At 70.3% G+C, this 26,545-nt stretch carries 25 protein-coding genes; 5 read left to right on the top strand and 20 right to left on the bottom strand.

The features are described 5' to 3' along the window. Position 1: 1 nt before the first annotated feature. The 5 genes from alaS to ACTJI1_RS06395 all read right to left on the bottom strand — a co-directional run bounded on the left by alaS (position 2) and on the right by ACTJI1_RS06395 (position 5,679). A complete protein-coding gene (gene alaS, locus ACTJI1_RS06415; protein WP_440741962.1) occupies positions 2-2,659 on the bottom strand; it encodes an alanine--tRNA ligase in 2,658 nt (885 codons plus the stop codon). 41 nt (positions 2,660-2,700) lie between these two features. Further along, a complete protein-coding gene (locus tag ACTJI1_RS06410) occupies positions 2,701-2,892 on the bottom strand; it encodes a hypothetical protein (RefSeq protein WP_310129598.1) in 192 nt (63 codons plus the stop codon). Positions 2,893-2,951: 59 nt separating this feature from the next. Continuing rightward, positions 2,952-3,383: a DUF948 domain-containing protein gene (locus ACTJI1_RS06405; protein ID WP_310129599.1), complete on the bottom strand. Its 432-nt coding sequence runs from the start codon at positions 3,381-3,383 to the stop codon at positions 2,952-2,954. Positions 3,384-3,524: 141 nt separating this feature from the next. After that, positions 3,525-4,148: a 30S ribosomal protein S4 gene (gene rpsD / locus ACTJI1_RS06400; protein WP_064109207.1), complete on the bottom strand. Its 624-nt coding sequence runs from the start codon at positions 4,146-4,148 to the stop codon at positions 3,525-3,527. A gap of 190 nt (positions 4,149-4,338) precedes the next feature. Beyond that, positions 4,339-5,679 (bottom strand): replication-associated recombination protein A, encoded by a 1,341-nt coding sequence (locus tag ACTJI1_RS06395; RefSeq protein WP_440741961.1) that lies wholly within the window; start codon positions 5,677-5,679, stop codon positions 4,339-4,341. A gap of 158 nt (positions 5,680-5,837) precedes the next feature. On the opposite strand from ACTJI1_RS06395, the gene ACTJI1_RS06390 reads away from it, so the two are divergent. The 3 genes from ACTJI1_RS06390 (at position 5,838) to ACTJI1_RS06380 (ending at position 8,602) form a co-directional block, all read left to right on the top strand. Next, on the top strand, positions 5,838-6,617 hold the full coding sequence (locus ACTJI1_RS06390) for a peptidylprolyl isomerase (protein WP_440741960.1): 780 nt from the start codon (positions 5,838-5,840) through the stop codon (positions 6,615-6,617). Positions 6,618-6,746: 129 nt separating this feature from the next. Beyond that, the gene (locus ACTJI1_RS06385; RefSeq protein ID WP_440742183.1) at positions 6,747-7,925 is read left to right on the top strand and encodes a DUF349 domain-containing protein; all 1,179 of its coding nucleotides are present in this window, start codon (positions 6,747-6,749) and stop codon (positions 7,923-7,925) included. Positions 7,926-8,023: 98 nt separating this feature from the next. Beyond that, complete coding sequence (locus ACTJI1_RS06380) at positions 8,024-8,602, top strand: type IV toxin-antitoxin system AbiEi family antitoxin (protein WP_440741959.1); 579 nt, start codon at positions 8,024-8,026, stop codon at positions 8,600-8,602. A gap of 9 nt (positions 8,603-8,611) precedes the next feature. On the opposite strand, the gene ACTJI1_RS06375 is transcribed toward ACTJI1_RS06380, so the two are convergent. From ACTJI1_RS06375 to pdxS, 13 genes are all read right to left on the bottom strand, one after another. Next, complete coding sequence (locus ACTJI1_RS06375) at positions 8,612-10,858, bottom strand: RelA/SpoT family protein (RefSeq protein ID WP_310129609.1); 2,247 nt, start codon at positions 10,856-10,858, stop codon at positions 8,612-8,614. A 69-nt stretch (positions 10,859-10,927) separates the two neighbouring features. After that, a complete protein-coding gene (locus ACTJI1_RS06370) occupies positions 10,928-11,296 on the bottom strand; it encodes a rhodanese-like domain-containing protein (RefSeq protein ID WP_440741958.1) in 369 nt (122 codons plus the stop codon). Positions 11,297-11,305: 9 nt separating this feature from the next. Further along, positions 11,306-12,325, bottom strand: a complete 1,020-nt coding sequence (gene secF / locus ACTJI1_RS06365) for a protein translocase subunit SecF (RefSeq protein WP_310129613.1) — start codon at positions 12,323-12,325, stop codon at positions 11,306-11,308. After that, a complete protein-coding gene (gene secD / locus ACTJI1_RS06360) occupies positions 12,325-14,055 on the bottom strand; it encodes a protein translocase subunit SecD (RefSeq protein ID WP_440741957.1) in 1,731 nt (576 codons plus the stop codon). Before secD ends, secF begins: the two co-directional genes overlap by 1 nt. A 62-nt stretch (positions 14,056-14,117) precedes the next feature. After that, positions 14,118-14,540: a preprotein translocase subunit YajC gene (gene yajC, locus ACTJI1_RS06355; protein ID WP_440741956.1), complete on the bottom strand. Its 423-nt coding sequence runs from the start codon at positions 14,538-14,540 to the stop codon at positions 14,118-14,120. Positions 14,541-14,598: 58 nt separating this feature from the next. Further along, entirely contained in the window at positions 14,599-15,636 is a 1,038-nt protein-coding gene (gene ruvB / locus ACTJI1_RS06350) for a Holliday junction branch migration DNA helicase RuvB (RefSeq protein WP_440741955.1), read from the bottom strand. Beyond that, a complete protein-coding gene (gene ruvA, locus ACTJI1_RS06345) occupies positions 15,633-16,256 on the bottom strand; it encodes a Holliday junction branch migration protein RuvA (RefSeq protein WP_440741954.1) in 624 nt (207 codons plus the stop codon). Before ruvA ends, ruvB begins: the two co-directional genes overlap by 4 nt. Further along, positions 16,253-16,840, bottom strand: coding sequence for a crossover junction endodeoxyribonuclease RuvC (ruvC, locus tag ACTJI1_RS06340; RefSeq protein ID WP_310134926.1), 588 nt, complete (start codon positions 16,838-16,840; stop codon positions 16,253-16,255). Before ruvC ends, ruvA begins: the two co-directional genes overlap by 4 nt. 15 nt (positions 16,841-16,855) lie before the next feature. After that, positions 16,856-17,620: a YebC/PmpR family DNA-binding transcriptional regulator gene (locus tag ACTJI1_RS06335; RefSeq protein WP_310129621.1), complete on the bottom strand. Its 765-nt coding sequence runs from the start codon at positions 17,618-17,620 to the stop codon at positions 16,856-16,858. 78 nt (positions 17,621-17,698) lie between these two features. Then, positions 17,699-19,348: an FAD-dependent oxidoreductase gene (locus tag ACTJI1_RS06330; RefSeq protein WP_440741953.1), complete on the bottom strand. Its 1,650-nt coding sequence runs from the start codon at positions 19,346-19,348 to the stop codon at positions 17,699-17,701. A gap of 94 nt (positions 19,349-19,442) precedes the next feature. Continuing rightward, positions 19,443-19,958: an AAA family ATPase gene (locus ACTJI1_RS06325; RefSeq protein WP_440741952.1), complete on the bottom strand. Its 516-nt coding sequence runs from the start codon at positions 19,956-19,958 to the stop codon at positions 19,443-19,445. Between the two features lie 9 nt (positions 19,959-19,967). After that, on the bottom strand, positions 19,968-20,579 hold the full coding sequence (pdxT, locus tag ACTJI1_RS06320; protein WP_440741951.1) for a pyridoxal 5'-phosphate synthase glutaminase subunit PdxT: 612 nt from the start codon (positions 20,577-20,579) through the stop codon (positions 19,968-19,970). Beyond that, a complete protein-coding gene (pdxS, locus tag ACTJI1_RS06315; RefSeq protein WP_440741950.1) occupies positions 20,569-21,471 on the bottom strand; it encodes a pyridoxal 5'-phosphate synthase lyase subunit PdxS in 903 nt (300 codons plus the stop codon). Before pdxS ends, pdxT begins: the two co-directional genes overlap by 11 nt. A gap of 88 nt (positions 21,472-21,559) precedes the next feature. Here pdxS and ACTJI1_RS06310 point away from each other — a divergent pair, with 88 nt between their 5' ends. After that, the gene (locus ACTJI1_RS06310) at positions 21,560-22,870 is read left to right on the top strand and encodes an aminotransferase class I/II-fold pyridoxal phosphate-dependent enzyme (protein ID WP_440741949.1); all 1,311 of its coding nucleotides are present in this window, start codon (positions 21,560-21,562) and stop codon (positions 22,868-22,870) included. A gap of 44 nt (positions 22,871-22,914) precedes the next feature. Then, positions 22,915-23,766: a pyridoxal kinase PdxY gene (gene pdxY / locus ACTJI1_RS06305; protein ID WP_440741948.1), complete on the top strand. Its 852-nt coding sequence runs from the start codon at positions 22,915-22,917 to the stop codon at positions 23,764-23,766. A 170-nt stretch (positions 23,767-23,936) separates the two neighbouring features. On the opposite strand, the gene ACTJI1_RS06300 is transcribed toward pdxY, so the two are convergent. Together ACTJI1_RS06300 and thrS are read right to left on the bottom strand one after the other, a co-directional pair. Beyond that, positions 23,937-24,530 carry an HIT family protein gene (locus tag ACTJI1_RS06300; protein WP_310129631.1) on the bottom strand — a complete coding sequence of 198 codons (594 nt, stop codon included), beginning with the start codon at positions 24,528-24,530 and terminating at the stop codon, positions 23,937-23,939. After that, the gene (gene thrS / locus ACTJI1_RS06295; protein ID WP_440741947.1) at positions 24,518-26,500 is read right to left on the bottom strand and encodes a threonine--tRNA ligase; all 1,983 of its coding nucleotides are present in this window, start codon (positions 26,498-26,500) and stop codon (positions 24,518-24,520) included. Before thrS ends, ACTJI1_RS06300 begins: the two co-directional genes overlap by 13 nt. Positions 26,501-26,545 lie beyond the last annotated feature (45 nt).

Genomic DNA, 26,545 nt, shown 5'->3' with positions numbered 1-26,545 from the left:
ACTATCCGATCGCCGACACGACCGCAGTCAGCGCCGCCGGGATCGCTTCGGCATCCGTGCCGCCGCCCTGCGCGAGGTCGGCCTTGCCGCCGCCACCACCGCCGAGCACGCCGGCCGCGGTCTTCGCGAGGGCACCTGCGTTGACGCCCGCGTCGCGCGCCGCCTGGTTCGTCGCCACGATGACGACGGGCTTGCCGCCGGCGCGCGCCGCGAGGGCGACCGCCGCCGGGTCGGAGCCGAGCCGTTCGCGGACCGTGGTCGCGAGCAGCCGCAGGTCGTCGGGGGTGTTGAGCGTCCCGGCGTCCTCGGCCACGACCGTCACGGCACCGCGACGCGACGCGGACTCGAGCAGCCCGGGCACCTTGTCGAGCAACCCGCGCGCTTCGAACGCCTGGATGCGCTTCTCGGCCGCCTTGAGGTTCGCCATGAGGTCGGCGATCTTCTCGGGCAGCTGCTCGCGCGGCGTCTTCAGCGAGCTGGAGAGCTGCGACACGATGGTGCGCTCGACCGCCAGGTCTTTGAAGGCCTCGAGGCCGACCAGGGATTCGACGCGCCGGTTGGTCGAACCGACCGACGACTCGCTCACCAGGTTGATCATGCCGATCTCCGAGCTCGTCGCCACGTGCGTGCCGGCGCACAGCTCGCGCGACCACGGGCCGCCGATGTCGACCACGCGGACGACGTCGCCGTACTTCTCGCCGAACAGCGCCATCGCACCGAGCGCCTTGGCCTCGGCGAGCGGCAGCTCGCGCGTGGTGACCTCGAGGTTCTGACGGATCGCGTTGTTCGAGATCTCCTCGATCTCGCTGCGGGTCTCCGCCGAGAGCGCCTGGTTCCACGAGAAGTCGAGCCGCAGGTAGCCGGCCTTGTTGTAGGAGCCGGACTGGTGCGCGTTGGGGCCGAGCACCTGGCGAAGTGCCGCGTGGATGATGTGCGTGCCGGAGTGCGCCTGTCGCGCCCCGCGGCGGTAGTCCGCATCCACGAGGCTGGTCGCGGGCGCGCCGACGCCCACCTCGCCGCTGCGCACGAGCACCTTGTGGCTGATCAGGCCCTTGACCGGCTTCTGCACGTCGAGCACGTCGAGCTCGTAGCCCGGGCCGACGATGCTGCCCGCGTCCGCATCCTGACCGCCGGACTCCGCGTACAGAGCGGTGGCGCCGAGGATGATCTCGGCGACCTGACCCTCGCGGGCGCGGTCGACCGAACGGCCGTCGACGATCAGGCCGAGCACGCTCGACTCGGTCTCGAGCTCGGTGTAGCCGGTGAACACGGTCTCGCCCAGCGAGCGGAAGGCGCTGTAGACGGAGAGGTCGGCCAGCGCCGTCTTCTTCGCCTTGGCGTCCGCCTTCGCGCGGGCGCGCTGGTCGGCCATCAGGGTGTCGAATGCGGTGCGGTCGACGCTGAGGCCGGCCTCCTCCGCCATCTCGAGCGTGAGGTCGATCGGGAAGCCGTAGGTGTCGTGGAGCAGGAAGGCGGTGTCGCCCGCGAGCTGCTTGCGCCCCTCCTTCTGCGTGGTGGCGACCGCCGTGTCGAGGATGGTCGTGCCCGCAGCGAGCGTGCGCAGGAACGTCTCCTCTTCGGCGTACGCCAGCTGGGAGATGCGGTCGAATTCGGTCTCGACCTCCGGGTACGCCGCCTTCATGGCGTCGCGCGACGCCGGGAAGAGCTCCGGGAAGGTCGCGGTCTCGACGCCCAGCAGGCGCATCGCGCGCACCGTGCGGCGCAGCAGGCGCCGCAGCACGTAGCCGCGGCCCTCGTTCGACGGGGTCACGCCGTCGGCCATCAGCATGAGCGCGCTGCGGACGTGGTCGGCGACGACACGCAGCCGCACGTCGTCCTCGTGCGCCTGGTTGCCGTACGGCTTCTTCGCGAGCTCGGCCGCGCGGTCGAGGACCGGACGCACCTGGTCGATCTCGTACATGTTGTCGACGCCCTGCTTGATGAACGCGACGCGCTCGAGCCCCAGGCCGGTGTCGATGTTCTTCTTCGGCAGGTCGCCGAGGATCTCGAAGTCCTTCTTGCCGTCGCCCTCACCACGCAGGTACTGCATGAAGACGAGGTTCCAGATCTCGACGTAGCGGTCGTCGTCGGTCGCCGGTCCCCCGTCGGCGCCGTAGGCCGGGCCGCGGTCGAAGAAGATCTCGGAGCACGGACCCGCGGGACCGGGCTGTCCGGTCGACCAGTAGTTCGTGTCCTTGCCGAGGTCCTGGATGCGCTCGGGCGGGAGGGTTGACACGCGGGTCCAGATCTCGCGCGCCTCGTCGTCCTCCTCGTACACCGTGACCCAGAGGTCCTTCGGGTCGAAGCCGAGGCCGCCCTCGTCCTCGGAGGTGGTGAGCAGCTCCCACGCGAACGTGATGGCCTGCTCCTTGAAGTAGTCGCCGAACGAGAAGTTGCCGGCCATCTGGAAGAACGTGCCGTGACGCGGCGTCTTGCCGACCTCGTCGATGTCGAGCGTGCGGATGCACTTCTGCACGCTGGTGGCGCGCGGGAACGGCGCCGGCACGACACCGGTCAGGTAGGGCACGAAGGGCACCATCCCGGCCACCGTGAACAGCAGCGACGGGTCGTCGCTGACCAGGGAGGCGGAGGGGACGACGGTGTGGCCGCGCTGCGCGAAGAAGTCGAGCCAGCGGCGGTGGATTTCAGCGGTCTGCATGGGTTCCGGTCGATCGAGGTCTGCGAGGTGGGAGAAGGGCGTCAGTCGCCCTGGATGGCCGAGCGGATCTCGGCCTCGCGCTGGCGGTAGCCGTCCGAGACGGCCTCGCCGAAGTCACGCGCCTTCTGGTCGATGTTGCTGAAGAATTCGCGACCCTTGGCGGTCTCGTTGACCTTGTGGGCGACGGCGAAGCCGATGGCGACCCCGACGAGCAGCCACAGGAAACTCTTCATGCTTGATCCTCCCTCTCTGGATGCCGCCGCGGGCGAGCCCCGGCGCACGGTACCCAAGTCTAGTGGGAGTCGGTGCGACGTCTCCGGGAGCGGGACGAACCGGTGGACGACCCGCCGCCTGTGGAGGACGTGCGCGAGGCGAAGCCCCCGGCCGCCATGAACGCGGCCCGCGCTGCGGCGCTGAATCCGGCCAGTTTGATGAGCGGACCGCCGACCGTCGCGGCGAACAGCGCGACGAGCGCCGACACGTTTCCGGTGACATCCGCGACGTTCTTGGTGATCACATCCACCCGCGCCAGCTGCTTGTTGGTCTCCTGCAGGGTGGTCGCCGTCTCGTCGAGGATCGGCGTGATGCCGTCGCTCGCCTCCTTGATGGCGTCCCGCGTCGAGTCCAGCACGCGGCCGAGCTTGATCAGCGGGATGGCGATGAAACCGACCAGGACCGCGAACACGACGGCCGCGATCAGGCCTGCGATGTCTCCACCGGACACGGTGACTCCTTCCATTCCGCCACGGGCATACCGCTCAAGCGTAGCCGGAAGAGGCGCCGCCGGGAACGCGGAACGGGGCCGCGGCGTGATGCCGCGACCCCGTTCCGGGAGCGTTGACGCTGAGCGCCGGTGCTGCGAGTGTCAGCGAGCCGCGTAGTACTCGACGACCAGCTGGACCTCACAGGTCACGGGGACCTCGGCGCGCTTCGGGCGACGCACCAGGCGGGCCTGGAGCTTGTCGATCTCGACGTCCAGGTAGCCCGGGGTCTTCGGCAGCACGTCCAGGTGACCGCCGGCGGCCGCGACCTGGAAGGGCTCGGTGCCCTCGGAGCGGGCCTTGACGTGGATGAGCTGGCCCGGCTTCACGCGGAAGGACGGACGGTCGACGATCTTGCCGTCGACGAGGATGTGGCGGTGCACGACGAACTGGCGGGCCTGCGTGATGGTGCGGGCGAAGCCGGCGCGCAGCACGAGGGCGTCGAGACGCATCTCGAGGAGCTCGACCAGGTTCTCACCGGTCAGGCCCTGGGTGCGACGGGCCTCCTCGAAGGCGATGCGGAGCTGCTTCTCGCGGATGCCGTACTGGGCGCGCAGGCGCTGCTTCTCGCGAAGACGCACCGCGTAGTCGGAGTCGGCCTTGCGCTTGGTGCGGCCGTGCTCACCCGGAGCGTAGGGGCGCTTCTCCATGTAGCGCGCCGCCTTCGGGGTGAGCGGGATGCCCAGGGCCCGCGACTCGCGGGTCTTGCTGCGGGAACGTGAAGACACGGTTTCCTTTCGGTTTTCTCTCTGAAGTGATGGATGCGGGCGCACACGCGCTGTTCATAGGCACAGTGCGCCGCAGAGAGAGGGATTGTCGCCAGGGAAGCCCGGCTACAGGGCCGTTCCCGTCGAGTCGTGTCCGCGGCAGCCGCACCTCGGACACGCTTCTAGGCGCAGAAAGTCTAACAGATCGCGGTCAGCGCCCGCGCACGATGCGGCGGAGCTTGGCGAGGCGTGCGGAGACGTCGCGCTCGTTGCCGTGCTCGGTCGGCGTGTAGTAGGTCGTGCCCTGCAGCTCGTCGGGCAGGTACTGCTGCTCGAGCACGCCGAGGGCGTCGTCGTGCGGGTACTTGTAGCCCTTCCCATGGCCGAGGCGCTTGGCCCCCGGGTAGTGCGCGTCGCGCAGGTGTTTCGGCACGCGGCCGATCTTCCCGGCGCGCACGTCGGCGATCGCGGCGTCGAGCGCCATGTAGGCCGCGTTCGACTTGGGCGCGGTCGCCAGGTGCACGACCGCCTGGGCCAGTGGGATGCGTCCTTCCGGCATCCCGATGTACTGCACGGCGTCCGCCGCGGCGATGGCGACGCCGAGCGCCTGGGGGTCGGCCATCCCGATGTCTTCGGAGGCCAGCACGATGATGCGCCGGGCGATGAACCGCGGGTCCTCCCCCGCCTCGATCATGCGGGCGAGGTAGTGGAGCGACGCATCCACGTCGGAGCCGCGGACCGACTTGATGAACGCGCTGATGACGTCGTAGTGCTCGTCGCCGTTGCGGTCGTAGCGCAGGAGCGCGCGGTCCACGGCCTGGGCGACCAGCTCGGCCGTGATGACCGGCTTCTTCTTCGAGGTGGCGGGCGTGGACGACGCCGCGGTCACGGATGCCGCCTCGAGCGCCGTCAGCGCACGCCGGGCATCGCCCGACGCCAGCCGGATCAGCGCCGCGCGCGCCTCCGGGTCGAGGGTGTACTGCCCGCCGAGCCCGCGCTCGTCGGCGACCGCGCGGTCGATCACCACGCCCAGGTCGTCGTCGCTCAGCGTCTCCAGCGTCAGGAGCAGGCTGCGCGAGAGCAGCGGCGAGATGACGGAGAACGACGGGTTCTCGGTCGTGGCCGCCACGAGGATGACCCAGCCGTTCTCCACGCCCGGGAGCAGCGCATCCTGCTGCGCCTTGGTGAAGCGGTGGATCTCGTCGAGGAACAGCACCGTGGAGACGCCGTACAGATCGCGGGTCGAGAGGGCCTCGTCCATCACGAGCCGCACATCCTTCACCCCGGCCGTCACGGCGGAGAGCTCGACGAAGCGCCGCCCAGACGAGTGCGCGATGGCCTGCGCGAGCGTGGTCTTGCCGGTGCCTGGAGGGCCCCAGAGGATGACGGAGACCGATCCCGACTGCCCCTCCTTGTCGGAGGCCAGGGCGACGAGCGGCGAGCCGGGCTTCAGCAGGTGGCGCTGGCCGGCGACCTCGTCGAGCGACTTGGGGCGCATCCGCACCGCGAGCGGAGTCGCTCCCGTCCGGAGCCCAGGTTGCACGTCGACCACCTGACAAGCGTAGTCGCGGCCACCGACACTCCGGCTGGGAGGGGCGGAATGCTGGGAACGGCGAGTTGGTCGTGCATAGCGGCGACGGATAGGGTTCTCCATGATCCAGCGGGCGACGCCTCGCGGACATCCCCCGTACGGACCGCCGGAGGACACACGTGGCACCGAAGCAGAACGACCGCGAAGCGCGACAGGCGCGGGAACGGCTCCGCGCGTACCAGGCGCGCCAGACCGTCCACGAGCACAAGGTCAAGCGCCGCAAGCGTGACAACTGGGTGGCCGGAATCGCCGCCGTGGTGATCGTGGCCCTCGCGGTCGGCACCCAGGTGCTGTACTTCTCCGCGGGCCCCGGCGCGGCGAAGGCCTCGGCCTCGTCGTCGGCGTCCCCCTCCGCGTCGGCGTCGGCAGCCGCCGTGCCGCCCAAGACGCTCGCCGAGGACCGCACCTGGACCGGGACGATGACGATCAACGGCATCCCCCTCGGCGTCTCCCTCGACGGCAAGGCCGCACCGCAGGCGGTGTCCTCGACCGTGTCGCTCGTGCAGAAGAAGTTCTACGACGGCCTGACCTGCCACCGCCTCACGAACGGCGGCTTCTACGTGCTGCAGTGCGGCGACCCGAAGGGCGACGGCAGCGGCGGCCCCGGGTACTCCTACGGCCCGATCGAGAACGCGCCGTCCGACAACATCTACAAGGCCGGCACGATCGCCATGGCACGCCAGAGCAACAACGCCTCGAGCCAGGGCAGCCAGTTCTTCATCGTCTACGAGGACACGCCCATCCCGGCCGACCAGGCGGGCGGCTACACCGTGATCGGCGAGGTCACCTCGGGGCTCGACCAGCTGAAGACGCAGGTGACCGACAAGGGCGTGCAGGGCGGCGGGACCGACGGCAAGCCCGCGGTCGCGACCACCATCGACAGCTTCAGCCTGCAGTGATCCCAGCACGTGCAATAGGCTGATTCCCAAACGTGGGGCGGCATCCCGCCCATAACGCGCAGCAGCAAGGTGAGGCTCTTGGCTACTTCTGAACAGCACCCCTGGGGACGTGTCGACGAGACCGGCACCGTGTACGTCCGCGAGGGCGATGGCGAGCGTGTCGTCGGCGAGTACCCGGACGGTTCCGCCGAGGAGGCGCTCGCGTACTTCGAGCGCAAGTACAACGATCTCGCCGGCCAGGTCGGCCTGCTGGAGCAGCGCGCCCGGCGCGGCGCACCGGCCGCCGACGTGGCGAAGTCGGTCGCCAACCTCCGCTCCGCGGTCGAGGGCGCGAACGCGGTGGGCGACCTCGCCTCGCTGCAGAAGCGGCTGGATGCGCTGGGCGGCACGGTCGAAGAGCTCACCGAGCAGCAGAGCGCCGAGGCGAAGGCCGCCCTCGAGGGGGCGATCGCCGAGCGCACCGCCATCGTCGAGGAGGCCGAGGCGCTGGCCGCGCAGGACCCGGCCCGGACGCAGTGGAAGTCCACCAGCACGGCGCTCGACGCCCTCTTCCAGCGGTGGCAGGCGCACCAGCACGACGGTCCGCGCCTCCCGAAGAACGAGGCGAACGAGCTGTGGAAGCGGTTCCGTGCCGCGCGCTCCACCATCGAGCACAACCGCAAGGCGTTCTTCGCCGAGCTCGACACGCAGCACCGCGACGTGCGCAACCGCAAGACCGCCCTGATCGAGCAGGCCGAGAAGCTCATCCCGCTCGGCGCCGACGGGGTGCCCGAGTACCGCCGCCTCCTCGACCAGTGGAAGGCGGCCGGCCGCGCGGGAAAGAAGAACGACGACGCGCTGTGGGCCCGCTTCAAGGCGGCCGGCGACGCCATCTACTCCGCCAAGGCCGAGGTGGATGCGCGCGACAGCGAGGAGTACGAGGCCAATCTCCAGGCCAAGCTGGCCCTCCTCGGCGAGGCGGAGCCGCTGCTGAAGGCGACCGACCGCGAGTCGGCGCGTGCGGCGCTGCTCTCGATCCAGGAGCGGTGGGACCAGATCGGCCGCGTGCCCCGCGAGCAGGTCCGGCCCATCGAGGACCGCCTGCGCCGCGTGGAGGCGGCCGTGCGCCGGCTCGACGAGGAGCACTGGGAGAAGAACAACCCGGAGAAGAAGGCCCGCTCGGAGGGTCTGGCGAGCCAGCTCAATGCGGCCATCGCCAAGCTGGAGCAGGAGCTCGCGGACGCGCAGGCGTCCGGGGACAGCGCGAAGGTGAAGGCGGCCCAGGAGGCGCTCGACGCACGCAAGATCTGGCTGGACGCGCTGGGCTGACCCGCCTGGGAATCGTCCACAACGCCAGACTCTGACGACTTCTCCCCCGATCCCGGGGAGGGACCCGGCCGCGCCCACGCCTCGGCGAGGCTGGAGGCATGACCACGATCACGGCGCCCCTGCTCGATTCGAGCGTCCTTCCTCTGCCCGAACTCCTCTCCCTGTGCCTGGACGGCCAGCTCTACCGGGTGGGCGACGCGTTCGCGCCTCCTGGTGAGCCCGATGTGCCGGAGCTGCGCGCGCACTCTCTGAGCTCGACACTGCCCGGATGGGCGATCGCCGACCGAGGGTCCGCCGCCTGGGTGCACGGCACCCGGGCGATGATGCCGCCGCTCCCGCAGGTCTGCATCCCGCCCCACCATCGCGGCGGGCTCGGCGCGGCCGGCCTCGACGCCTGGCACCGCTCGCTGCTGCCGGACGAGGTCATGACGGTCGGGCCGATCAGCGTCACCACGCCGCTCCGCACCGCGATCGATCTGCTGAGCGATCCCAGCGGTTTCGGTGACGCCGCCGCGCTCGAGATCCGTCACCTGCTGGCGCTGGCCGAGCTGACGCCGGCGCAGCTCGATGCGGCCCTGCGGTCCCGACGGCGCAAGGGATGCGCACTGGCGCGCAGCCGCCTGCCCGCGGTGGCGCGTACGCGGCTGCCGGCACCCGATGCCGTCCGGGCGGCCTGAGTGCGTCGGTCAGCCGCCGGTGACGCGGTACACGTCGTAGACGCCGTCGATGCGGCGCACGGCGTTCAGCACACGGTCGAGGTGTGTCGTGTCGCCCATCTCGAAGACGAACCGGCTCAGTGCCAGGCGGTCGCTCGACGTGGTGACCGTCGCGGAGAGGATGTTCACATGGTGCTCGGAGAGCACGCGCGTCACGTCGCTGAGGAGCCCCGAGCGGTCGAGCGCCTCGACCTGGATCTGCACCAGGAAGACGCTCTTCGAGCTGGGCGCCCACTCGACCTCGATCATGCGGTCCGGCTCCTGCAGCAGCGACTGCACGTTGTGGCAGCTGGCCTGGTGCACGGAGACGCCCTGGCCGCGCGTGATGAAGCCGACGATCGGGTCACCGGGCACGGGCGTGCAGCACTTGGCCAGCTTGACCAGGATGTCCGGCGCACCCCGCACGAGCACGCCCGAGTCGCTGTTGCGCAGCTGCCGGCGGCCCTTGACCGGGATCTCGAGCTCCCCGTCCGACTCCGCCTCGGTCTGCAACGACGCCACGATCTTCTCGATCACGGACTGGGTCGAGATGTGGCCCTCGCCGACGGCCGCGTAGAGCGCGGAGACGTCCGGGTGCTTGAGCGACGAGGCCACCTCGACCAGCGCATCCTGCGTCATCAGCTTCTGCAGCGGCAGGTTCTGCTTGCGCATCGCGCGCGCGATCGCATCCTTGCCCTGCTCGATCGCCTCGTCGCGGCGCTCCTTGGTGAACCACTGGCGGATCTTGTTGCGCGCACGCGGGCTCTTGACGAAGTTCAGCCAGTCCTGGCTGGGGCCGGAGTCCGGGTTCTTCGACGTGAAGATCTCGACGACGTCGCCGGTGTTCAGCGTGCTCTCCAGCGGCACGAGCCGACCGTTGACCTTGGCGCCCATGGTGCGGTGGCCGACCTCGGTGTGCACCGCATACGCGAAGTCGACCGGGGTGGCGCCGGCGGGCAGTCCGATCACGCGGCCCTTCGGCGTGAAGACGTAGACCTCTTTGGCGCCGATCTCGAAGCGGAGCGAGTCCAGGAACTCGCTCGGGTCGGCCGTCTCGGCCTGCCAGTCCGAGATGTGGGCGAGCCAGGCCAGGTCCGTGTCGACCTTGGCCGGACCGCCGGAGCTCTTGCCGGTCGTCTGCTCCTTGTACTTCCAGTGCGCCGCGACACCGAACTCCGCCCGCTGGTGCATCTCCTCGGTGCGGATCTGGATCTCCACCGGACGGCCCTGCGGGCCGATGACGGTGGTGTGCAGCGACTGGTACAGGTTGAACTTCGGGGTGGCGATGTAGTCCTTGAACCGGCCGGGCATCGGCGTCCAGCGCGCGTGGATCTGGCCGAGCACGGCGTAGCAGTCGCGCACGGTGTTCACCAGCACCCGGATGCCGACCAGGTCGTAGATGTCGTCGAACTCGCGCCCGCGCACCACCATCTTCTGGTAGATCGAGTAGTACTGCTTCGGGCGGCCGACGACCTTGCCGCGGATCTTCGCCGACTTGAGGTCGTCGTTGATGGTGTCGATCACCTGCTGCACCAGGCGCTCGCGCTCCGGCGTGCGCTGCTTCACGAGGCTCTCGATCTCGGCGTACAGCTTCGGGTACAGCACCGCGAACGAGAGATCTTCCAGCTCCCACTTGATCGCCTGGATTCCGAGGCGGTGGGCGAGCGGCGCGTAGATCTCGAGGGTCTCGGTGGCCTTCCGGGTCGCGGACGCGGCCGGGACGAAGCCCCACGTGCGCGCGTTGTGCAGCCGGTCGGCGAGCTTGATGATCAGCACCCGGATGTCCTTCGACATCGCGACGATCATCTTGCGGACGGTCTCCGCCTGGGCGCTGTCGCCGTACTTGACCTTGTCGAGCTTGGTGACGCCGTCGACGAGCATGGCGATCTCGTCGCCGAACTGGTCGCGCAGCTCGTCGAGCGTGTACTCGGTGTCCTCGACAGTGTCGTGCAGCAGGGCGGCGGCGATCGTCTTCGCGCCGATGCCGAGGTCCGCGATGATCTGCGCCACGGCCACGGGATGCGTGATGTACGGCTCCCCCGAGCGTCGCTTCTGACCCCGGTGCGCCCGCTCGGCGACGGCGTACGCGCGCTCGATGAGCGAGAGGTCCGCCTTGGGGTGGTGCATGCGCACTGTGCGGATGAGGGTCTCCATGGCGCCGGTCGGCTGAGCGCGCGAGAAGATGCGCGGCACCAGACGGCGCAGAGAGGCGCTCTGCGATGTCGTCGTATCAACCATTCGCGCGCCTCCTGTCGTCCATTATGACGGTTCCGGAACACCGTTCTGTCACGGTGAACGTCGCCGGGACTAGACGATCGCTCCTGGCGTACCGTCGTCGCGCTGAACGGGACCGCCGCCGGCCTGCCAGGCTCCCATGCCGCCGTCGACGTTGGCCGCCGGATAGTTCGCCTCGTTCAGGGCGTCGGTCACCATCCGCGACCGAGCGCCGCTGCGGCAGATCACCAGGATCTGCCGGTCCTCCGGCAGTTCGTGCTGGCGCTCGCTCAGCTCACCGAGAGGGATGTGGTGGGCGCCGGGCGCGTGCCCGGCCTCCCACTCGTAGCCCTCGCGAACGTCGAGCAGCCAGGCCGCGTCCTGCTCGGTCAGCTCGCGAGCGCGCGCAGCGGAGACCTCGTCCTCGGCCAGGAAGCCGGAAGGTGCGGAGGCGTCGGTCATGCGTCGGGGTTACTCCGCAGCGGTCGCGACGACGTCGGCCTTGACCGCGGCCTTCGGCCGGATCGAGCGCACCTTCTGGTCGTGCTTCTTGATCGCGGCCTCGCCCTCGCGGAACTGCGAGTACATCGGTGCGGCCAGGAAGATCGTCGAGTACGTGCCGACGATGATGCCGATCAGCAGCGCGAGCGAGATGTCGCGCAGGGTCGCCGCACCGAACGCGTAGGCGCCGATGAACAGGATGGACGCGACCGGCAGCACGGCGACGACGGCGGTGTTGATCGACCGGACGAGCGTCTGGTTGACGGCGAGGTTCACCGCCTCCGGGAACGTCCGCCGGGTGAGCTCCAGCTCCTCCTTGGTGTTCTCGCGGATCTTGTCGAACACCACGACGGTGTCGTAGAGCGAGTAGCCGAGGATGGTCAGGAAGCCGATCATCGTCGCAGGCGAGACCTCGAACCCGACCAGCGCGTAGACGCCGGCCGTGATGATGAGGTCGTGGAACAGCGAGATGATCGCGGCCGCCGACATCTTCCAGGTGCGGAAGTACAGCGCCATCGCGATGAACGCGAGCAGCAGGAACACGACGAGGCCCTGGATGGACTGCTGCGTCACGTCCGCACCCCACGAGGGGCCGATGAACGTCGCGGACACCTCCGACGCGTCGACGTCGTAGGCCTTCGCCAGCGCCTCCGACACGTCGCGCGTCTGCGTCTCGGACAGCTGGTCCGTCTGCACCCGGACGGCGTTGTCGCCGACCACGCTGACGTGCGAGACCGCATCCGGCACAACGCTCGTGACGGCGCTCTGCGCCTTCGACGTGTCGGTGCTCGACACGTCGCTGATCTGGAACTGCGATCCGCCGCGGAACTCGATCGAGAAGTTGAAGCCGCCCTTGACGATGGGGACGAGGATCGACAGCACGACCATGACGGCCGCGATGGAGTACCAGATCTTGCGGCGGCCGACGAAGTCGACCGACCGCGCCCCGGTGTAGAGGTCGTTGCCGAATTTCACCAGACGACTGGCCATCAGGAGTCCTTCCCCTCGGTCGAGCGATCCGAGGACGTCGTCGCGCCGGCGAGCTCCGCCGCCTTGCGCTCGGCGATGGTCTGGCGGCGCGCCGCCTCCTTGCTGCTGCGGACGGCGGTGCCGACCGGGACCGGGACCGTCGGCGCGCGGAACTTCGCGGCGCCGCGGTAGACGGCTCCCAGCGCCTCCGGGTCGAGACCCGACATCGGGTGACCGGAGCTGAAGAACCGCGTGCGGGCGAGCAGCTGCAGGGTCGGGTGGGTGAACAGGAGCACGACGATGACGTCGATGATCGTCGTCAGGCCGAGCGTGAAGGCGAAGCCGCGCACGTTCGCCGCGGCGAGCACGTAGAGCACGACGGCCGCGAGGAGGTTGGTGGCCTTCGACGCGTAGATGGTGCGCCGCGCTCGTCCCCAGCCCGCTTCGACCGCGGACTCGAGTCCGCGCCCGTCGCGCAACTCGTCTCGGATGCGTTCGAAGTAGACGATGAACGAGTCGGCCGTGAATCCGATCGCGACGATCAGACCCGCCACACCCGCCAGGGACAGCCGGTAGTCGTAGTGCCACGACAGCAGCGAGATCGTCAGCCAGGTGAGCACGCCGGCGACCACGAGCGAGAAGATCGTCACGAAGCCGAGCAGTCGGTACTGGAAGAAGGTGTAGATGCCGACCAGGATCAGACCGATGAGGCCCGCGATCAGGCCGCTCAGCAGCTGCGAGGTTCCCAGCGTCGCCGAGATCGTGTCCTGGCTCTGCACCTTGAAGCTGAACGGCAGCGCGCCGAACTTCAGCTGGTCGGCGAGTGCCTTCGACGCGGTCTCGGTGAAGTTGCCGGTGATCTGCGGCTTGCCGTCGGTGATCGCCGCCTGCGTGGTCGGAGCGGAGATGACCTTGCCGTCGAGGACGATGGCGAACTGGTTCTGCGCGCCTTGCAGGGCCACGAGACGGGTCGTCACGTCGGAGAACGCCTTGGTGCCGGCGTCGTTGAAGACGATGTTGACCGCCCACTGACCCGTGGTCACGCCCTGCGAGCTCTGCACGAGCCCGGCGCTGGCGTCCTTGATGTCCTGGCCCTTCACCTCGACCGGACCGAGCAGGTACTTGACCTGGTTCTGGTCGTCGCAGGTGATCAGCGGCTCATCGGTCGGCGCGGAGCTCGACGTCTTGCTCGCGTTGGCCTTGCAGTCGTACGCGTCGAACTCCGCCTGGAGCTTCGGCGTCACCCACGCGAGGTCGCTGCCGTTGGTCGGCTTGGTGGACGGCGTGGACTGGAGCCCCGGAGCCGGCGACGGCGCCGGGGTCGACTTGCCGTCGGCTCCGACGACCTCGTTGGTCGGGCCGCCGGCGACGAGCACCGGGCGGAAGTCGAGGCGGGCGCTGGACTTCACGCGGTCGAGCGTCGCCTGGTCCGGCTTGCCGGGCAGCGACACCACGATGTTGCGCGAGCCCTCGGTGGAGATCTGCGCCTCGGACACGCCGGACGCGTCGATGCGCTGGCGGATGATCGAGACCGCCTGGTCGAGCTGCTCCTGCTGCACGGACTGACCGTTCTCGACCTGCGGCGCGAGGATGATCTGCGTGCCGCCCTCGAGGTCGAGCGCGAGCTTGGGCAGCCAGGTCGCGTTGCTGAACAGGACGCCGGCCGTGAGGGTGCCCAGGAGCACCACCACGATGACGCCGAGCCATGTCAGCGAACGCCAGGCTTTCTTGACCGGGGTCGACTTTGCCACCTAGGTACTCAGCTTTCTACGAGTGACCGGCTCAGCGAGAGCGCCGGGTCACAGGGAATGTGTCAGTCGTCGCTCTTGCGCTTCTTGGCCTCGTCGACCCGCTCGCCGTACTCCGGCGTGGTGGCGTCGGCGTCGGCGGCGATCGCGTGGTCCTGGTTGAGCTCGACACCCGGGGCGGCGGCGACGTCGCCCTCGGTCGCGGCGGCCGGCTCGGCCACCTTCGGCTCGACCACGCGGGCGAGGACCTGGCGGTGCACCTTCACGACGTGGCCGGGGCTGGTCTCGATAAGCGCGGTGTTGTCGTCCTCGTCGACGGACAGGAGCGTGCCGTAGAGGCCGAAGTTGGTCATGACCTCGGCGCCGGGCACCATCTTCGAGCGGGTCTCGTCCTGCTCGCGGCGCCGCTTGCGGCTGTTGCGGAACATGAAGAAGACGAGTGCCGCCAGGATGACGATCATCACGATGGTCAACGGGTCAAAGACCATGGGGAGTTGCCGAACCTTTCATCGGGGGCAAGGGGGTTGGCCGAACGGCCAGCTTGGATTATATGTCATCGATCAGCGACGGAGGCTGGGAGGAATCCCTCGCCGGGCTGGGGATGCCCAGGTGCCTCCACGCCGCGGCGGTCGCCATCCGCCCCCGGGGCGTCCGCGAGAGCAGTCCGATCCGCACCAGGAAGGGCTCGACGACGGACTCGATGGTCTCCGCCTCCTCGCCGACCGAGACCGCCAGGGTGTTCAGACCCACCGGTCCCCCGTCGAAGCGCTCCAGGAGGACATGGAGCACGGCGCGATCGAGCCGGTCGAGCCCGAGCGGGTCGACGTCGTACAGCTCGAGGGCGGCGCGCACCGCATCCACATCGCCGCGGCCGCCGTGCACGAGCGCGTAGTCCCGCACGCGGCGCAGCAGGCGGTTGGCGATGCGCGGGGTGCCGCGGCAGCGGCCCGCGATCTCGGCCAGCGCCTCCCGGTCGATGTCGAACTCGAGCATCGAGGCGGCGCGGCTGAGCACCTGGGTCAGCTCCCCGTCGTCGTAGAACTCGAGGTGAGCGGTGAAGCCGAAGCGGTCGCGCAGCGGGTTCGGCAGCAGACCGGACCGCGTGGTCGCGCCGACCAGCGTGAACGGCGCGAGGTCGAGCGGGATGGACGTGGCGCCCGCCCCCTTGCCGACCATGATGTCGATGCGGAAGTCCTCCATCGCGAGGTACAGCATCTCCTCCGCCGAGCGCGCCATGCGGTGGATCTCGTCGATGAACAGCACTTCTCCCGGCGTGAGCGACGACAGCAGGGCCGCGAGGTCGCCCGCGTGCTGGATCGCCGGACCGCTGGACAGCCGCAACGGCCGCTCGCTCTCGTGCGCGACGATCATCGCCAGGGTGGTCTTGCCGAGCCCGGGCGGCCCGGCCAGCAGGATGTGGTCGGCGGTCCGCTCCTGCATGCGTGCGGCGGTGAGCAGCAGCTGCAGCTGGCCGCGCACCTTCGCCTGCCCGACGAACTCCGCGAGCGAGCGCGGGCGCAGCGCGCCCTCGAACGCGAGCTCCGACTCCGACTCGAGTTCGGGCGCGGTCAGGTCGTCGCTCATCGCGCTCCCTGCGGAGCCGCGGGACCGAGGCGGGCCAGGGTCAGGCGGAGGAGGGTCTGGACGCTGTCACGCTGAGCCTCGTCGGTGTCGGCGACGACATCCGCCACCGCCTCCGCCGCGACGCGCTCCGGCCAGCCCAGGCCGACCAGCGCGACGAGCACGCTGTCGGAGACGGACGACGGCGCCCGCGTGGCCTTCGCGACCGGTGCCGGGCGGCGCACCGCCGCCAGCTTGCCGGTGAGGGAGACGACGATCAGCTTGGCCGTCTTGGGCCCGATTCCGGACACCTTGCGGAAGGGAGCGTCGTCGTCCGCCGTCACGGCGGCGGCGATGTCGTCCGGTGAGAGCACCGAGAGCACGCCGATCGCGGACTTGGGGCCGACTCCCGAGACGCCGTTGAGGAGCTCGAAGACCTCCAGCTGCTCGCGGTCGGCGAAGCCGAAGAGCTGCAGCGCATCCTCCCGCACGATCAGGGAGGTGTGGAGGAACGCCTCCTCGCCCACCCGCAGGGAGAGCACATGGTCGGGGGTGAGCTGCACGGCGAAGCCGACGCCGCCCACCTCGATGACAGCGGTTCCGCCGCTCGCCGAGAGCACGGTACCGCGGAGGGAGGAGATCACCGTGCCAGCCTACGGGGAGCCGCCGACGCCCGGGTGGAGCGCTCCGCGGCGCGCCACGCGGCCTGCGCCGGGGTCAGCCCGCCTGCCGCTCCCCCGGCATCCGCGGCGACCGGTCCGCCGCGCCAGGCGTGGCAGATCGCGATGGCCAGCGCATCCGCGGCATCCGCCGGCTTGGGCGCCTCGTCGAGTCCCAGAATGCGCGCGACCATCGCCTGCACCTGCTTCTTGTCGGCGGACCCGTACCCGGTGACCGCGGCCTTCACCTCGCTCGGAGTGTGGAGCCCCACGGGGAGGCCGCGCTTCGCCGCCGCATGCAGGGCTACGCCGCTGACCTGGGCGGTCCCCATCACCGTGCGGAGGTTGTGCTGGGCGAACACGCGCTCGATCGCGACCACGGCCGGGCCGTGCTCGTCGATCAGGCGCTCGATGCCCGTCCCGACGGCGAGCAGCCGCTCCTCCAGGGGCATGCCGGGAGGCGTGCGGATGACGGCGACCTCGACGAGCGCCGCGCGGCGGTCGGGACGCACGTCCACGATGCCGACGCCGCAGCGCGTGAGACCCGGGTCGATGCCGAGCACCCGGATCGTCACGGTCGCGGCCTACTCGTCGTCTTCGTCGAGCTGCGCCTGCACCTCAGGGCTGATGTCGAGGTTGGTGTAGACGTTCTGCACGTCGTCGGAGTCCTCGAGGGCGTCGATGAGGCGGAAGACCTTGCGGGCGACCTCGGCGTCGGCCTCGACGTTCACCGTCGCGACGAACTCGGCGTCGGCGGAGTCGTAGTCGATGCCCGCGTCCTGCAGTGCCGTGCGCGCGGCGACCAGGTCGGACGCCTCGGTCAGCACCTCGAAGCTCTCACCGCGGTCGGTGACCTCCTCGGCGCCGGCGTCGAGGACCGCCGCGAGCACCGTGTCCTCGTCGACGCCGTCGGCGTGCGGGACGACGATGACGCCCTTGCGGTGGAAGTTGTACGCCACGCTGCCCGGGTCGGCCATGGTGCCGCCGTTGCGGGTCATCGCGGTGCGCACCTCGGCCGCGGCGCGGTTCTTGTTCTCGGTGAGGCACTCGATGAGCAGGGCGACACCGCCGGGACCGTAGCCCTCGTACATGATCGTCGTGTAGTCGATCGACTCACCGGTGAGCCCGGCGCCGCGCTTGATCGCGCGGTCGATGTTGTCGTTGGGGACCGAGGTCTTCTTGGCCTTCTGCACCGCATCCACGAGCGTCGGGTTGCCGGACAGGTCGGCGCCGCCGGTCTTCGCCGCCACCTCGATGTTCTTGATGAGCTTGGCGAAGGACTTCGCGCGGCGGGCGTCGATCACCGCCTTCTTGTGCTTGGTCGTTGCCCACTTGGAATGCCCGGACACTGCTGCTCCCTCGGATCACTTTCTGAACCCGTCCATAATAGGCCCTCGCCAGCGCTCGGCCCGGGACGACGCGGCGGCTCAGCGCACCGCCAGCGCCCGGTGCACCGACGCCACGGCGCTCGCGCCCTCGCCCACGGCGGCCGCGATCCGCTTCATCGAACCGTGACGCACGTCGCCCGCGGCGAAGACCCGGGGCAGGCTCGTCTCGAACGGCAACGGGCCGCGGCTGCCGTCCGCGGGAGCGGGCAGATCGACGTCGGTGAGGAGGAATCCGCTCGCGTCGACGGCCGCCCCGGAGAGCCAGGACGCACCGGGTTCCGCACCGACGAAGCAGAAGAGCGCCGCGGCGGTGACGCGCTCCGTCTCGCCGGTCGCCGAGGAGGTGATGGTGACCTCCTCCAGCTGCTCGCCGCCGTGAAGTCCGGTGACGTCGGAGGAGACGTGCACCCGGATCCGCTCGTGCGCGACCACCCGGTCGACCAGGTAGGTGGACATCTTCGCCTCGATGGACGCGCCGCGCACGACGAGCGCGACGTCGCCGCCGAGCCCGGCGAGGTACAGGGCGGCCTGGCCGGCCGAGTTCGCGCCGCCGACGACGACCGACGGGCGCCGCGCGACCGTCCGCGCCTCCAGCTCCGTCGTGGCGAAGAAGATGCTGCCGCCCTCGAACTCCGCCCAGTTCTCCAGCGGCAGCCGCCGGTAGCGGGCGCCCGTCGCGACGACGACCGAGCGGGCGCGGAGGCGGTCGCCGTCGCCGAGTTCGAGCACGATCCCGTCCTCCTCGTGGCGCAGCTCGACGACGTCGGCGGGTGCGGACAGGCGGACCCCGAACTTGAGCGCCTGGATGAGCCCCAGTTCGGTCAGCTCGGCGCCGGAGAGGCCCGAGGGGAAGCCCAGGTAGTTCTCGATGCGGGAGCTGGCGGCGGCCTGGCCGCCCGGGGCGAGCGCGTCGAGCACGAGGGTGCTGAGACCCTCGGAGGCGCCGTAGATGCCCGCAGCGAGGCCGGCCGGCCCGGCCCCGACCACGACCAGGTCGAACGAGTCGCCGTCCCGGTAGCGGAAGGCGAGCCCCACGGTCTCGGCGAGCTGGCGTGGCGTCGCGTTCGGCAGCGCGGTGCCCCGGGTCAGGACGAGCGGAAGGTCGGCCTCAGTGTGGCCGGCCTCGGCCAGCGCCGCGCGGCCCACGTCCGTCCCCACGTCGATCCAGCGGTGCGGCAGCTCCATGCGCGCGGCGTAGCGGCGCAGGGCGAGCGCTCCCGCGCTGCCTTCCCGGCCGAAGAGCTCGAGGGTGCGGTCCGCCGCGGCCATCAGCAGCCTCCGGCGGGCCCGGAACGCTTCAAGCAGGGTCTCCGAGAGCCCCGCATCCGTCGCCATGATCTGCTTGAACAGCGCGTTCGGGATGCGCAGCACCCTCCCCGGCTCGGTGATCAGCGCCGTGAGCAGCGACGCCTGACCGGTGAGCATGCTCAGTTCGCCGAGGAACTCCCCCGCCTGCCACTGCGCGACCGTCCGCGCGCGCGACCCGATCGTCGCCTCCCGGATGATGTCCACCCGGCCGGCCTCCATCACGAAGAAGTCGAGGTTCTCGTCTCCGGCGCGGAACAGCGTGTCCCCCGCGGCGACCTCCTCGGTCGTCCCGAGAGAACGCAGGCGGTCGAGGGACTCCCGGTCGAGCACCGGGTTGGCGGCGCTCCCGACCGGGACACGGAAGGGCGGACGCTCGGTCATGCGGTCCTCGCAGGCTCGGGTGACTAGGGACTCGCCGCGATCCTAGGGTCGCGGCGGCCCGGCGCGCCATGCCTCGCGTCTCAGCGGGCGGCCGCTAGTCGCCGGCGACCAGGCCCGCGTCGGCGATGATCCGCTCGGCGACCTGCTCAGCCGTGGCCCCGGGCCCGATCAGCTGCTCGACCGGCCGGCCGTCGTGATCGCGGAGCAGGTCGTCGCCGGGCCACCAGCGCCGCAGCTCGTCCTCGCCGAACGAACCCGCCTTCTCCCGGGTCGCGTGGCGGGCCACCGTCTCCTCGAAGGGGAGGCGGAATCGGTACAGCCACGACGACACACCGGGGATGCCGCGGAGCCCCTCGATCACGGCGCCGTAGCGCTCGGACGAGAGGATGCCCTCGACGAGCACGGCGGGAGCGGTCCGCAGCGCCGCGCGGGCGAGCGCATCCAACGCATCCGCGCTGGTGCCGTCGTCCGTGGCCCGGAGCCCGAGGACGACGCGACCCAGGTAGTCCTGCTCCACCAGCGCGATGCCGGTGCCGAGCCGTTGCCGGAGCAGGGTCGCGACGGTCGATTTGCCCGAACCGGAGGCGCCACGGAGGACGATCAGCTTCACGCAGCGTCCCTACGCCGCGCTCAGCGCCGCGTCGCGCACCTTCGACAGGAAGTACTCGTGGAAGCGCGTGTCGCCGGTGATCTCGGGGTGGAAGGACGTTCCGAGCAGGTTGCCCTGCTCGACCGCCACCACCCGGCCGTCGCCGACGCGGGCCAGGGCCGTCGCCTTCTCGCCGACGCTCTCCACGATCGGGGCGCGGATGAACACCGCGTGCATGGGCGCCTCCCCCACCGCCGGGATGTCGAGGTCGGTCTCGAACGAGTCCACCTGAGAGCCGAACGCGTTGCGCCGCACCGCCACATCCAGGCCGCCCAGCGTCTGCTGACCGGCGATGCCGTCGAGCACGCGGTCGGCGAGCATGATCAGCCCGGCGCACGTGCCGTACACCGGCAGACCGCCCGCGATCGCCTCGCGCAGCGGCCCGGCGAGACCGAACGAGCGCGAGAGCTTGTCCATCACGCTCGACTCGCCGCCCGGGATGACCAGGCCGCCGATCTCATCCAGCTCGGCGGGCCGGCGGACGGGGACGGCGTCGGCGCCCAGACCGCGCAGCACGGCGAGGTGCTCGCGGAAGTCGCCCTGCAGCGCGAGGACGCCGACCCGCGGGCCGTTACCAGCCACGCTCGGCGAGGCGGTGCGGGGTGGGCAGGTCGGCGACGTTGATGCCCACCATGGCCTCCCCGAGTCCGCGGGAGACCTCGGCGATGACGCTCGGGTCGTCGTAGAAGGTGGTGGCCTTCACGATCGCGGCGGCGCGCTGCTCCGGGTTGCCCGACTTGAAGATGCCGGAGCCGACGAACACGCCGTCCGCGCCCAGCTGCATCATCATCGCCGCGTCGGCCGGGGTGGCGACACCGCCGGCGGTGAAGAGCACGACCGGGAGCTTGCCCGTCTCGGCGATCTCGCGCACGAGCTCGTACGGCGCCTGCAGCTCCTTGGCGGCGACGTACAGCTCGTCCTTGGTCATCGACTTCAGGGCGTTGATCTCCGACGTGATCGTGCGGATGTGCTTGGTCGCCTCGGAGACGTCGCCGGTGCCGGCCTCGCCCTTCGAGCGGATCATCGCCGCGCCCTCGTTGATGCGGCGCAGCGCCTCACCGAGGTTGGTGGCGCCGCACACGAACGGGACGGTGAAGCGCCACTTGTCGATGTGGTTCACGTAGTCGGCGGGCGACAGCACCTCGGACTCGTCGATGTAGTCCACGTCGAGCGCCTGCAGCACCTGCGCCTCGACGAAGTGGCCGATGCGGGCCTTCGCCATGACGGGAATCGACACCTCGGCGATGATGGCCTCGATGAGGTCCGGGTCGCTCATCCGGGCCACGCCGCCCTGGGCGCGGATGTCTGCGGGCACGCGCTCCAGCGCCATGACGGCGACCGCGCCGGCGTCCTCGGCGATCCGGGCCTGCTCGGGGGTGACGACGTCCATGATGACGCCGCCCTTCAGCATCTCGGCGAGGCCGCGCTTGACCCGGCTCGATCCGAACGTGCCCTGCTCGCTGTCTGTCATCATCGCCCTCTCGTGGTACAAAAACGGTTTTGGCCTATGCCGAACGATAGCATCCTCGCCGCGGCTCGCTAGACTCGCAAACCGGAGGGACATGGACGAGCAGACCATCACGGGCAGCACCGCGTCCGAGATCGCGGCGAGCGTGCGCGCTCTGCACGAGCGGGGCGCCCTGCGGACCGGGGATGCGCTCCCGCCCGTCCGCGAGCTCGCCGCCCAGCTCGGCGTGAACCGCAACACCGCCGTCGCCGCGTACCGCCTGCTCGCGCAGGCCGGCGTCGTGACCGCCCGCGGCCGGGCCGGGACCGTCGTCGCCGGGGTGACCGCCGTCGCCCAGGAGGGCTACGCGCCCGACAGTGTGCTCCGCGACATCGGGACGGGGAACCCGGACCCGCGACGCATCCCGGACCTCTCCGGCGCCCTCGCGACCGCCGTCGGGCGCCCCGTGCTCTACGGCGAGCCCGTCATCGACCCGGCCCTGGAGGAGCGCGCCCTCGCCTGGGTCAGCGCCGACCTTCCCGGCCGCCCCGTGCGCATCACCGTCACGAACGGCGCGGTGGATGCGGTGGAGCGGCTGCTCGCGCAGGCCCTGCTCCGCGACGACGCCGTCGCGCTCGAGGACCCGTGCTTCCTGGCGAGCATCCACACCGTCCGGCTGGGCGGCTACCGAGCGGTGCCGGTGCCCGTCGATGCGGAGGGCATGACCGTCGACGGTCTGCGTGCCGCGCTCGAGTCCGGCGTGCGCGCCGTCATCTGCACGCCGCGGGCGCAGAACCCCACCGGCGCGACGCTCTCCCCCGCTCGCGCCGCGGCCCTGCGGGCCGTGCTGGCCGAGCATCCGTACGTCCTGGTGATCGAGGACGACCACTTCTCGATGCTGTCCCAGCGGCCCTACGAGACGCTGATCGGGCCCGAGCACCGGCGGTACGCCCTGGTCCGCTCGGTCTCGAAGTCGCTCGGACCCGACATGTGCCTCGCCGTCGCGGCGACCGACCCGGAGACGGCGGACCGCCTCGCGATGCGCCTGAGCCCCGGCACGACGTGGGTCAGCCACATCCTGCAGCGACTGGTGCTCGCCCAGCTGACCGACGAGGCGGTGCTGGCGGAGGTCGCCGCCGCCGGCCGGCACTACGCGGAACGGAACGCCGCCTTCGCCGCCCGGCTCACCGAGCGCGGCCTGCCCACCGAGGCCCGCGACGGGCTCAACCTCTGGGTCCGCCTGCCGGTCGAGGCGAAGGTCGTCGCCGACCGGCTGATGCGCCGCGGCTGGCTGGCGCGCACCGGCGACGAGTTCGTGCTGGGCGAGCGTCCCTCTCCCTCGCACCACCTCCGTCTCACGGTGCACGACCTCGAAGACGACGACGCCGCGCGCCTGATCGACGACCTGGTGGACGCCGCCCGCTGACGGTCGCGGCGGGACCCGCTCGTGCGAGGTGAGAGGATCGAAGGATGAAGATCCTCTCGATCCAGTCCGCGGTCGCCTACGGTCACGTCGGCAACTCCGCCGCCGTGTTCCCGCTCCAGCGCATCGGCGTCGAGGTGCTGCCGGTCTACACCGTCAACTTCTCCAACCACACCGGCTACGGCGCGTGGCGCGGCCCGCTGATCTCGCCGGACGACGTCCGCGACGTGATCACCGGCATCGAGGAGCGCGGCGTGCTCGGCGAGATCGACGCGGTGCTCTCCGGCTACCAGGGCAGCGAGGGCATCGGCGACGTCATCGTCGACGCGGTGGCGCGCGTGAAGGCGGCCAACCCGGACGCCGTGTACGCCTGCGACCCGGTCATGGGCAACGCGAAGTCCGGCTGCTTCGTCGCCCCGGCCATCCCGGTGCTGCTCCGCGAGCGTGTCGTCCCCGTCGCCGACATCATCACGCCGAACCAGTTCGAGCTCGGGTTCCTCACCGAGACGTCGCCGGACACGCTCGAGTCGACCCTGGAGTCGGTGGATGCGGCCCGCGCGATGGGCCCGCGCACGGTCCTCGTGACCAGCGTCGAGCGCCCGGATGCGCCGGCCGACACGATCGAGATGCTGGCCGTCGACGACGCGGGCGCGTGGATCGTGCAGACGCCGCGCCTCCCGATGAAGGCCAACGGCTCGGGCGACGTCACGGCCGCGCTGTTTACGGCGCACTACGTGCGCACCGGCGACGCCGAGCTGGCGCTGCGGAAGACGGTCTCGAGCGTCTTCGACCTGCTGACGCGCACCCTGGAGTCGGGCGAGCGCGAACTCCAGCTCGTCGAGTCGCAGGACTCCTACGCCAACCCCCGCGAGCAGTTCCCCGTCACCCGGGTGCGCTGACCCGCTCCCCTCCCGGGGCACATTCGTGCCGAATGCGCCCTTCCGCCTCCCGTTTCGACACATTCGTCACGAATGCCGCGCTTAGGGGCGCGCAGTGGTGCGTGGACATTCGTGCCGAATGCGGCGAAACGCAGAGTTGGAGGCGACATTCGGCACGAATGTCGCCTCTGTCAGGGGTGGGGCCAGGCGTTCGCCAGGGACGCGCGGACCTCGCCGAGAAGCTGGGGCAGGGCCTTCGTGCGGGCGATGATCGGGAAGAAGTTCGCATCCTGCGCCCACCGCGGCACGATGTGCTGGTGGAGGTGGGCCGAGATGCCGGCGCCGGCGACGGCGCCCTGGTTCATGCCGATGTTGAAGCCGTCGTTGTGCGACACCTCGCGGATGACGCGCATCGCGGTCTGGGTGATGCTGCCGATCTCGGCGACCTCCTCCGGGGTCGCCTCGTCGTACATCGCGATGTGCCGGTACGGGCACACCAGCAGGTGGCCGCTGTTGTACGGGAACAGGTTCAGCAGCGCGTACGCGTACTTGCCGCGGGCGACGATCAGCGCATCCTCGTCGCTCATGCTCGGGGCGACGCAGAACGGACAGTCGTCGTGACCGGGGTCGCCCTGCTGGATGTAGACCATGCGGTGCGGGGTCCACAACCGCTGGAACTCGTCCGGCACACCGACGAGGTACGACGGGTCGTCGACGCGGACGGGACCGTCGTCCCCGCCCGTGCCGGCGCCCTCGTCGTACGAGCCGAGGTTCAGGCGGGCCATGCCGTGTCGACCAGCTCGTGCGAGCGGATGCTCTCGACGATCCGCTCGATCGCCTCGTCCACCGTCACACCGTTGCGCTGCGTGCCGTCACGGAAGCGGAAGCTGACCGTGCCGGCCGACGCGTCCTCCTCGCCGACGATCAGCTGGAAGGGGACCTTCGCCTTGGTGTGGGTGCGGATCTTCTTCTGCATGCGGTCGTCCGAGTGGTCGACCTCGGCGCGGACGCCGCGTGCCTTCAGGCGCGAGATCACGTCGTCGAGGAAGGGCGCGTACTGGTCCGCGACCGGGATGCCCACGACCTGCACCGGGGACAGCCACACCGGGAACGCCCCGGCGTAGTGCTCCAGCAGGATCGCGAAGAACCGCTCGATCGACCCGAGCAGCGCACGGTGGATCATCGCCGGCTGCTTGCGCGTGCCGTCCGCCGCGTTGTACTCCAGCTCGAACAGCTCCGGCTGGTTGAAGTCGAGCTGGACGGTGGAGAGCTGCCAGGTGCGGCCGATGGCGTCGCGCGCCTGCACCGAGATCTTCGGGCCGTAGAACGCGGCCCCGCCCGGGTCGTCCACGAGCTCGAGGCCGGACTCGATCGCGACCTCGCGGAGGGTCTCGGTCGCCGTCTCCCAGCTCTCGTCGCTTCCGACGTACTTGTCCGGGTCCTTCGTCGAGAGCTCCAGGTAGAAGTCGGTCAGGCCGTAGCCGCGCAGGGTCTCGAGCACGAACTCGAGCTGGCGCGCGACCTCGTCCTTGATCTGCTCCTCGGTCACGTAGATGTGCGCGTCGTCCTGAGTGAGGCCGCGGACGCGGGTCAGGCCGGAGAGCGTTCCCGACTTCTCGTAGCGGTAGACCGTGCCGAACTCGCTGAGCCGCAGGGGCAGCTCGCGGTACGACCGGCCGCGCGCCCGGTAGATCAGGTTGTGCATCGGGCAGTTCATCGGCTTGAGGTAGTAGTCCTGCCCCTGCCGCGTGATGTTGCCGTCCGCGTCGCGCTCCTCGTCGAGGTGCATCGGCGGGAACATGCCCTCCTTGTACCAGTTGAGGTGCTGACTGGTCTCGAAGAGGTGCGCCTTGGTGATGTGCGGCGTGTTCACGAGCTCATAGCCGTTGGCGATGAGCCGGTCGCGCATGTAGTCCTCGATCTCCTTGCGGATGATCCCGCCCTTGGGGTGGAAGACCGCGAGGCCCGAGCCGATCTCGTCCGGGAAGCTGAACAGGTCCATCTCGGCGCCGAGCTTGCGGTGGTCGCGCTTGGCGGCCTCCTCCATGCGGGTCTGGTACGCCCGCAGCTCGTCCTTGCTCGCCCAGGCGGTGCCGTAGATGCGCTGCAGCTGCTTGTTCTTCTCGTTGCCGCGCCAGTAGGCGGCGGCGACGCGGGTGAGCGCCCAGCCGTTGCCGATCAGCCGGGTGTTCGGGAGGTGCGGGCCGCGGCAGAGGTCCTTCCAGACCGTCTCGCCCGACCGGGGGTCGACGTTGTCGTAGATCGTCAGCTCGCCCGAGCCGACCTCCACGCTCTCGCTCTCGTCGAAGGCGGCCGTGTCGCCGTGCTGCGCCCCGCCCTTCAGGCCGATGAGCTCCAGCTTGTAGGGCTCGCCGGCGAGCTCGGCGCGCGCCTCGTCGTCGGTCACGACGCGGCGCACGAAGCGCTGGCCCGCTCGGACGATGCGCGACATCTCCTTCTCGAGCGCCTTCAGGTCCTCCGGGGTGAACGCCTCGGCGACGTCGAAGTCGTAGTAGAAGCCGTCCGTGATGGGCGGTCCGATACCGAGCTTGGCCTCAGGATTGACCGCTTGCACCGCCTGCGCGAGGACGTGCGCGGTGGAGTGGCGCAGGATGCTGAGCCCGTCCGGCGAATCGATGGTGACCGGCTCCACGGTGTCCGTGGTCGTGACGGTCGTCGCGAGGTCTTTCAGCTCGCCGTTGACGCGCATCGCGACAACGGAACGGTCGGTGAAGAGCTCGAAGCCGTCGGCCACCTGTCCACTCCTTGATCGGGGTCGTATTCAGAACCCTCCAACTCT

Origin of the sequence: Leifsonia sp. 22587, from assembly GCF_052044215.1 — a bacterium.
Taxonomy (GTDB): Bacteria; Actinomycetota; Actinomycetes; order Actinomycetales; family Microbacteriaceae; genus Leifsonia; species Leifsonia shinshuensis_C.
Note: the sequence above shows the minus strand (reverse complement) of the source record. Positions and strands in the feature narration are given on the sequence as shown.

Excerpts from the sequence above, each read along its gene's own strand:
- alaS (WP_440741962.1), bottom strand. The coding sequence starts at position 2,659 with ATGCAGACCGCTGAAATCCACCGCCGCTGGCTCGACTTCTTCGCGCAG.
- ACTJI1_RS06410 (WP_310129598.1), bottom strand. The coding sequence starts at position 2,892 with ATGAAGAGTTTCCTGTGGCTGCTCGTCGGGGTCGCCATCGGCTTCGCC.
- ACTJI1_RS06380 (WP_440741959.1), top strand. The coding sequence starts at position 8,024 with ATGACCACGATCACGGCGCCCCTGCTCGATTCGAGCGTCCTTCCTCTG.
- ACTJI1_RS06375 (WP_310129609.1), bottom strand. The coding sequence starts at position 10,858 with ATGGTTGATACGACGACATCGCAGAGCGCCTCTCTGCGCCGTCTGGTG.
- ACTJI1_RS06370 (WP_440741958.1), bottom strand. The coding sequence starts at position 11,296 with ATGACCGACGCCTCCGCACCTTCCGGCTTCCTGGCCGAGGACGAGGTC.
- secF (WP_310129613.1), bottom strand. The coding sequence starts at position 12,325 with ATGGCCAGTCGTCTGGTGAAATTCGGCAACGACCTCTACACCGGGGCG.
- yajC (WP_440741956.1), bottom strand. The coding sequence starts at position 14,540 with ATGGTCTTTGACCCGTTGACCATCGTGATGATCGTCATCCTGGCGGCA.
- ruvB (WP_440741955.1), bottom strand. The coding sequence starts at position 15,636 with ATGAGCGACGACCTGACCGCGCCCGAACTCGAGTCGGAGTCGGAGCTC.
- ACTJI1_RS06330 (WP_440741953.1), bottom strand. The coding sequence starts at position 19,348 with ATGACCGAGCGTCCGCCCTTCCGTGTCCCGGTCGGGAGCGCCGCCAAC.
- pdxS (WP_440741950.1), bottom strand. The coding sequence starts at position 21,471 with ATGATGACAGACAGCGAGCAGGGCACGTTCGGATCGAGCCGGGTCAAG.
- ACTJI1_RS06310 (WP_440741949.1), top strand. The coding sequence starts at position 21,560 with ATGGACGAGCAGACCATCACGGGCAGCACCGCGTCCGAGATCGCGGCG.
- pdxY (WP_440741948.1), top strand. The coding sequence starts at position 22,915 with ATGAAGATCCTCTCGATCCAGTCCGCGGTCGCCTACGGTCACGTCGGC.
- ACTJI1_RS06300 (WP_310129631.1), bottom strand. The coding sequence starts at position 24,530 with ATGGCCCGCCTGAACCTCGGCTCGTACGACGAGGGCGCCGGCACGGGC.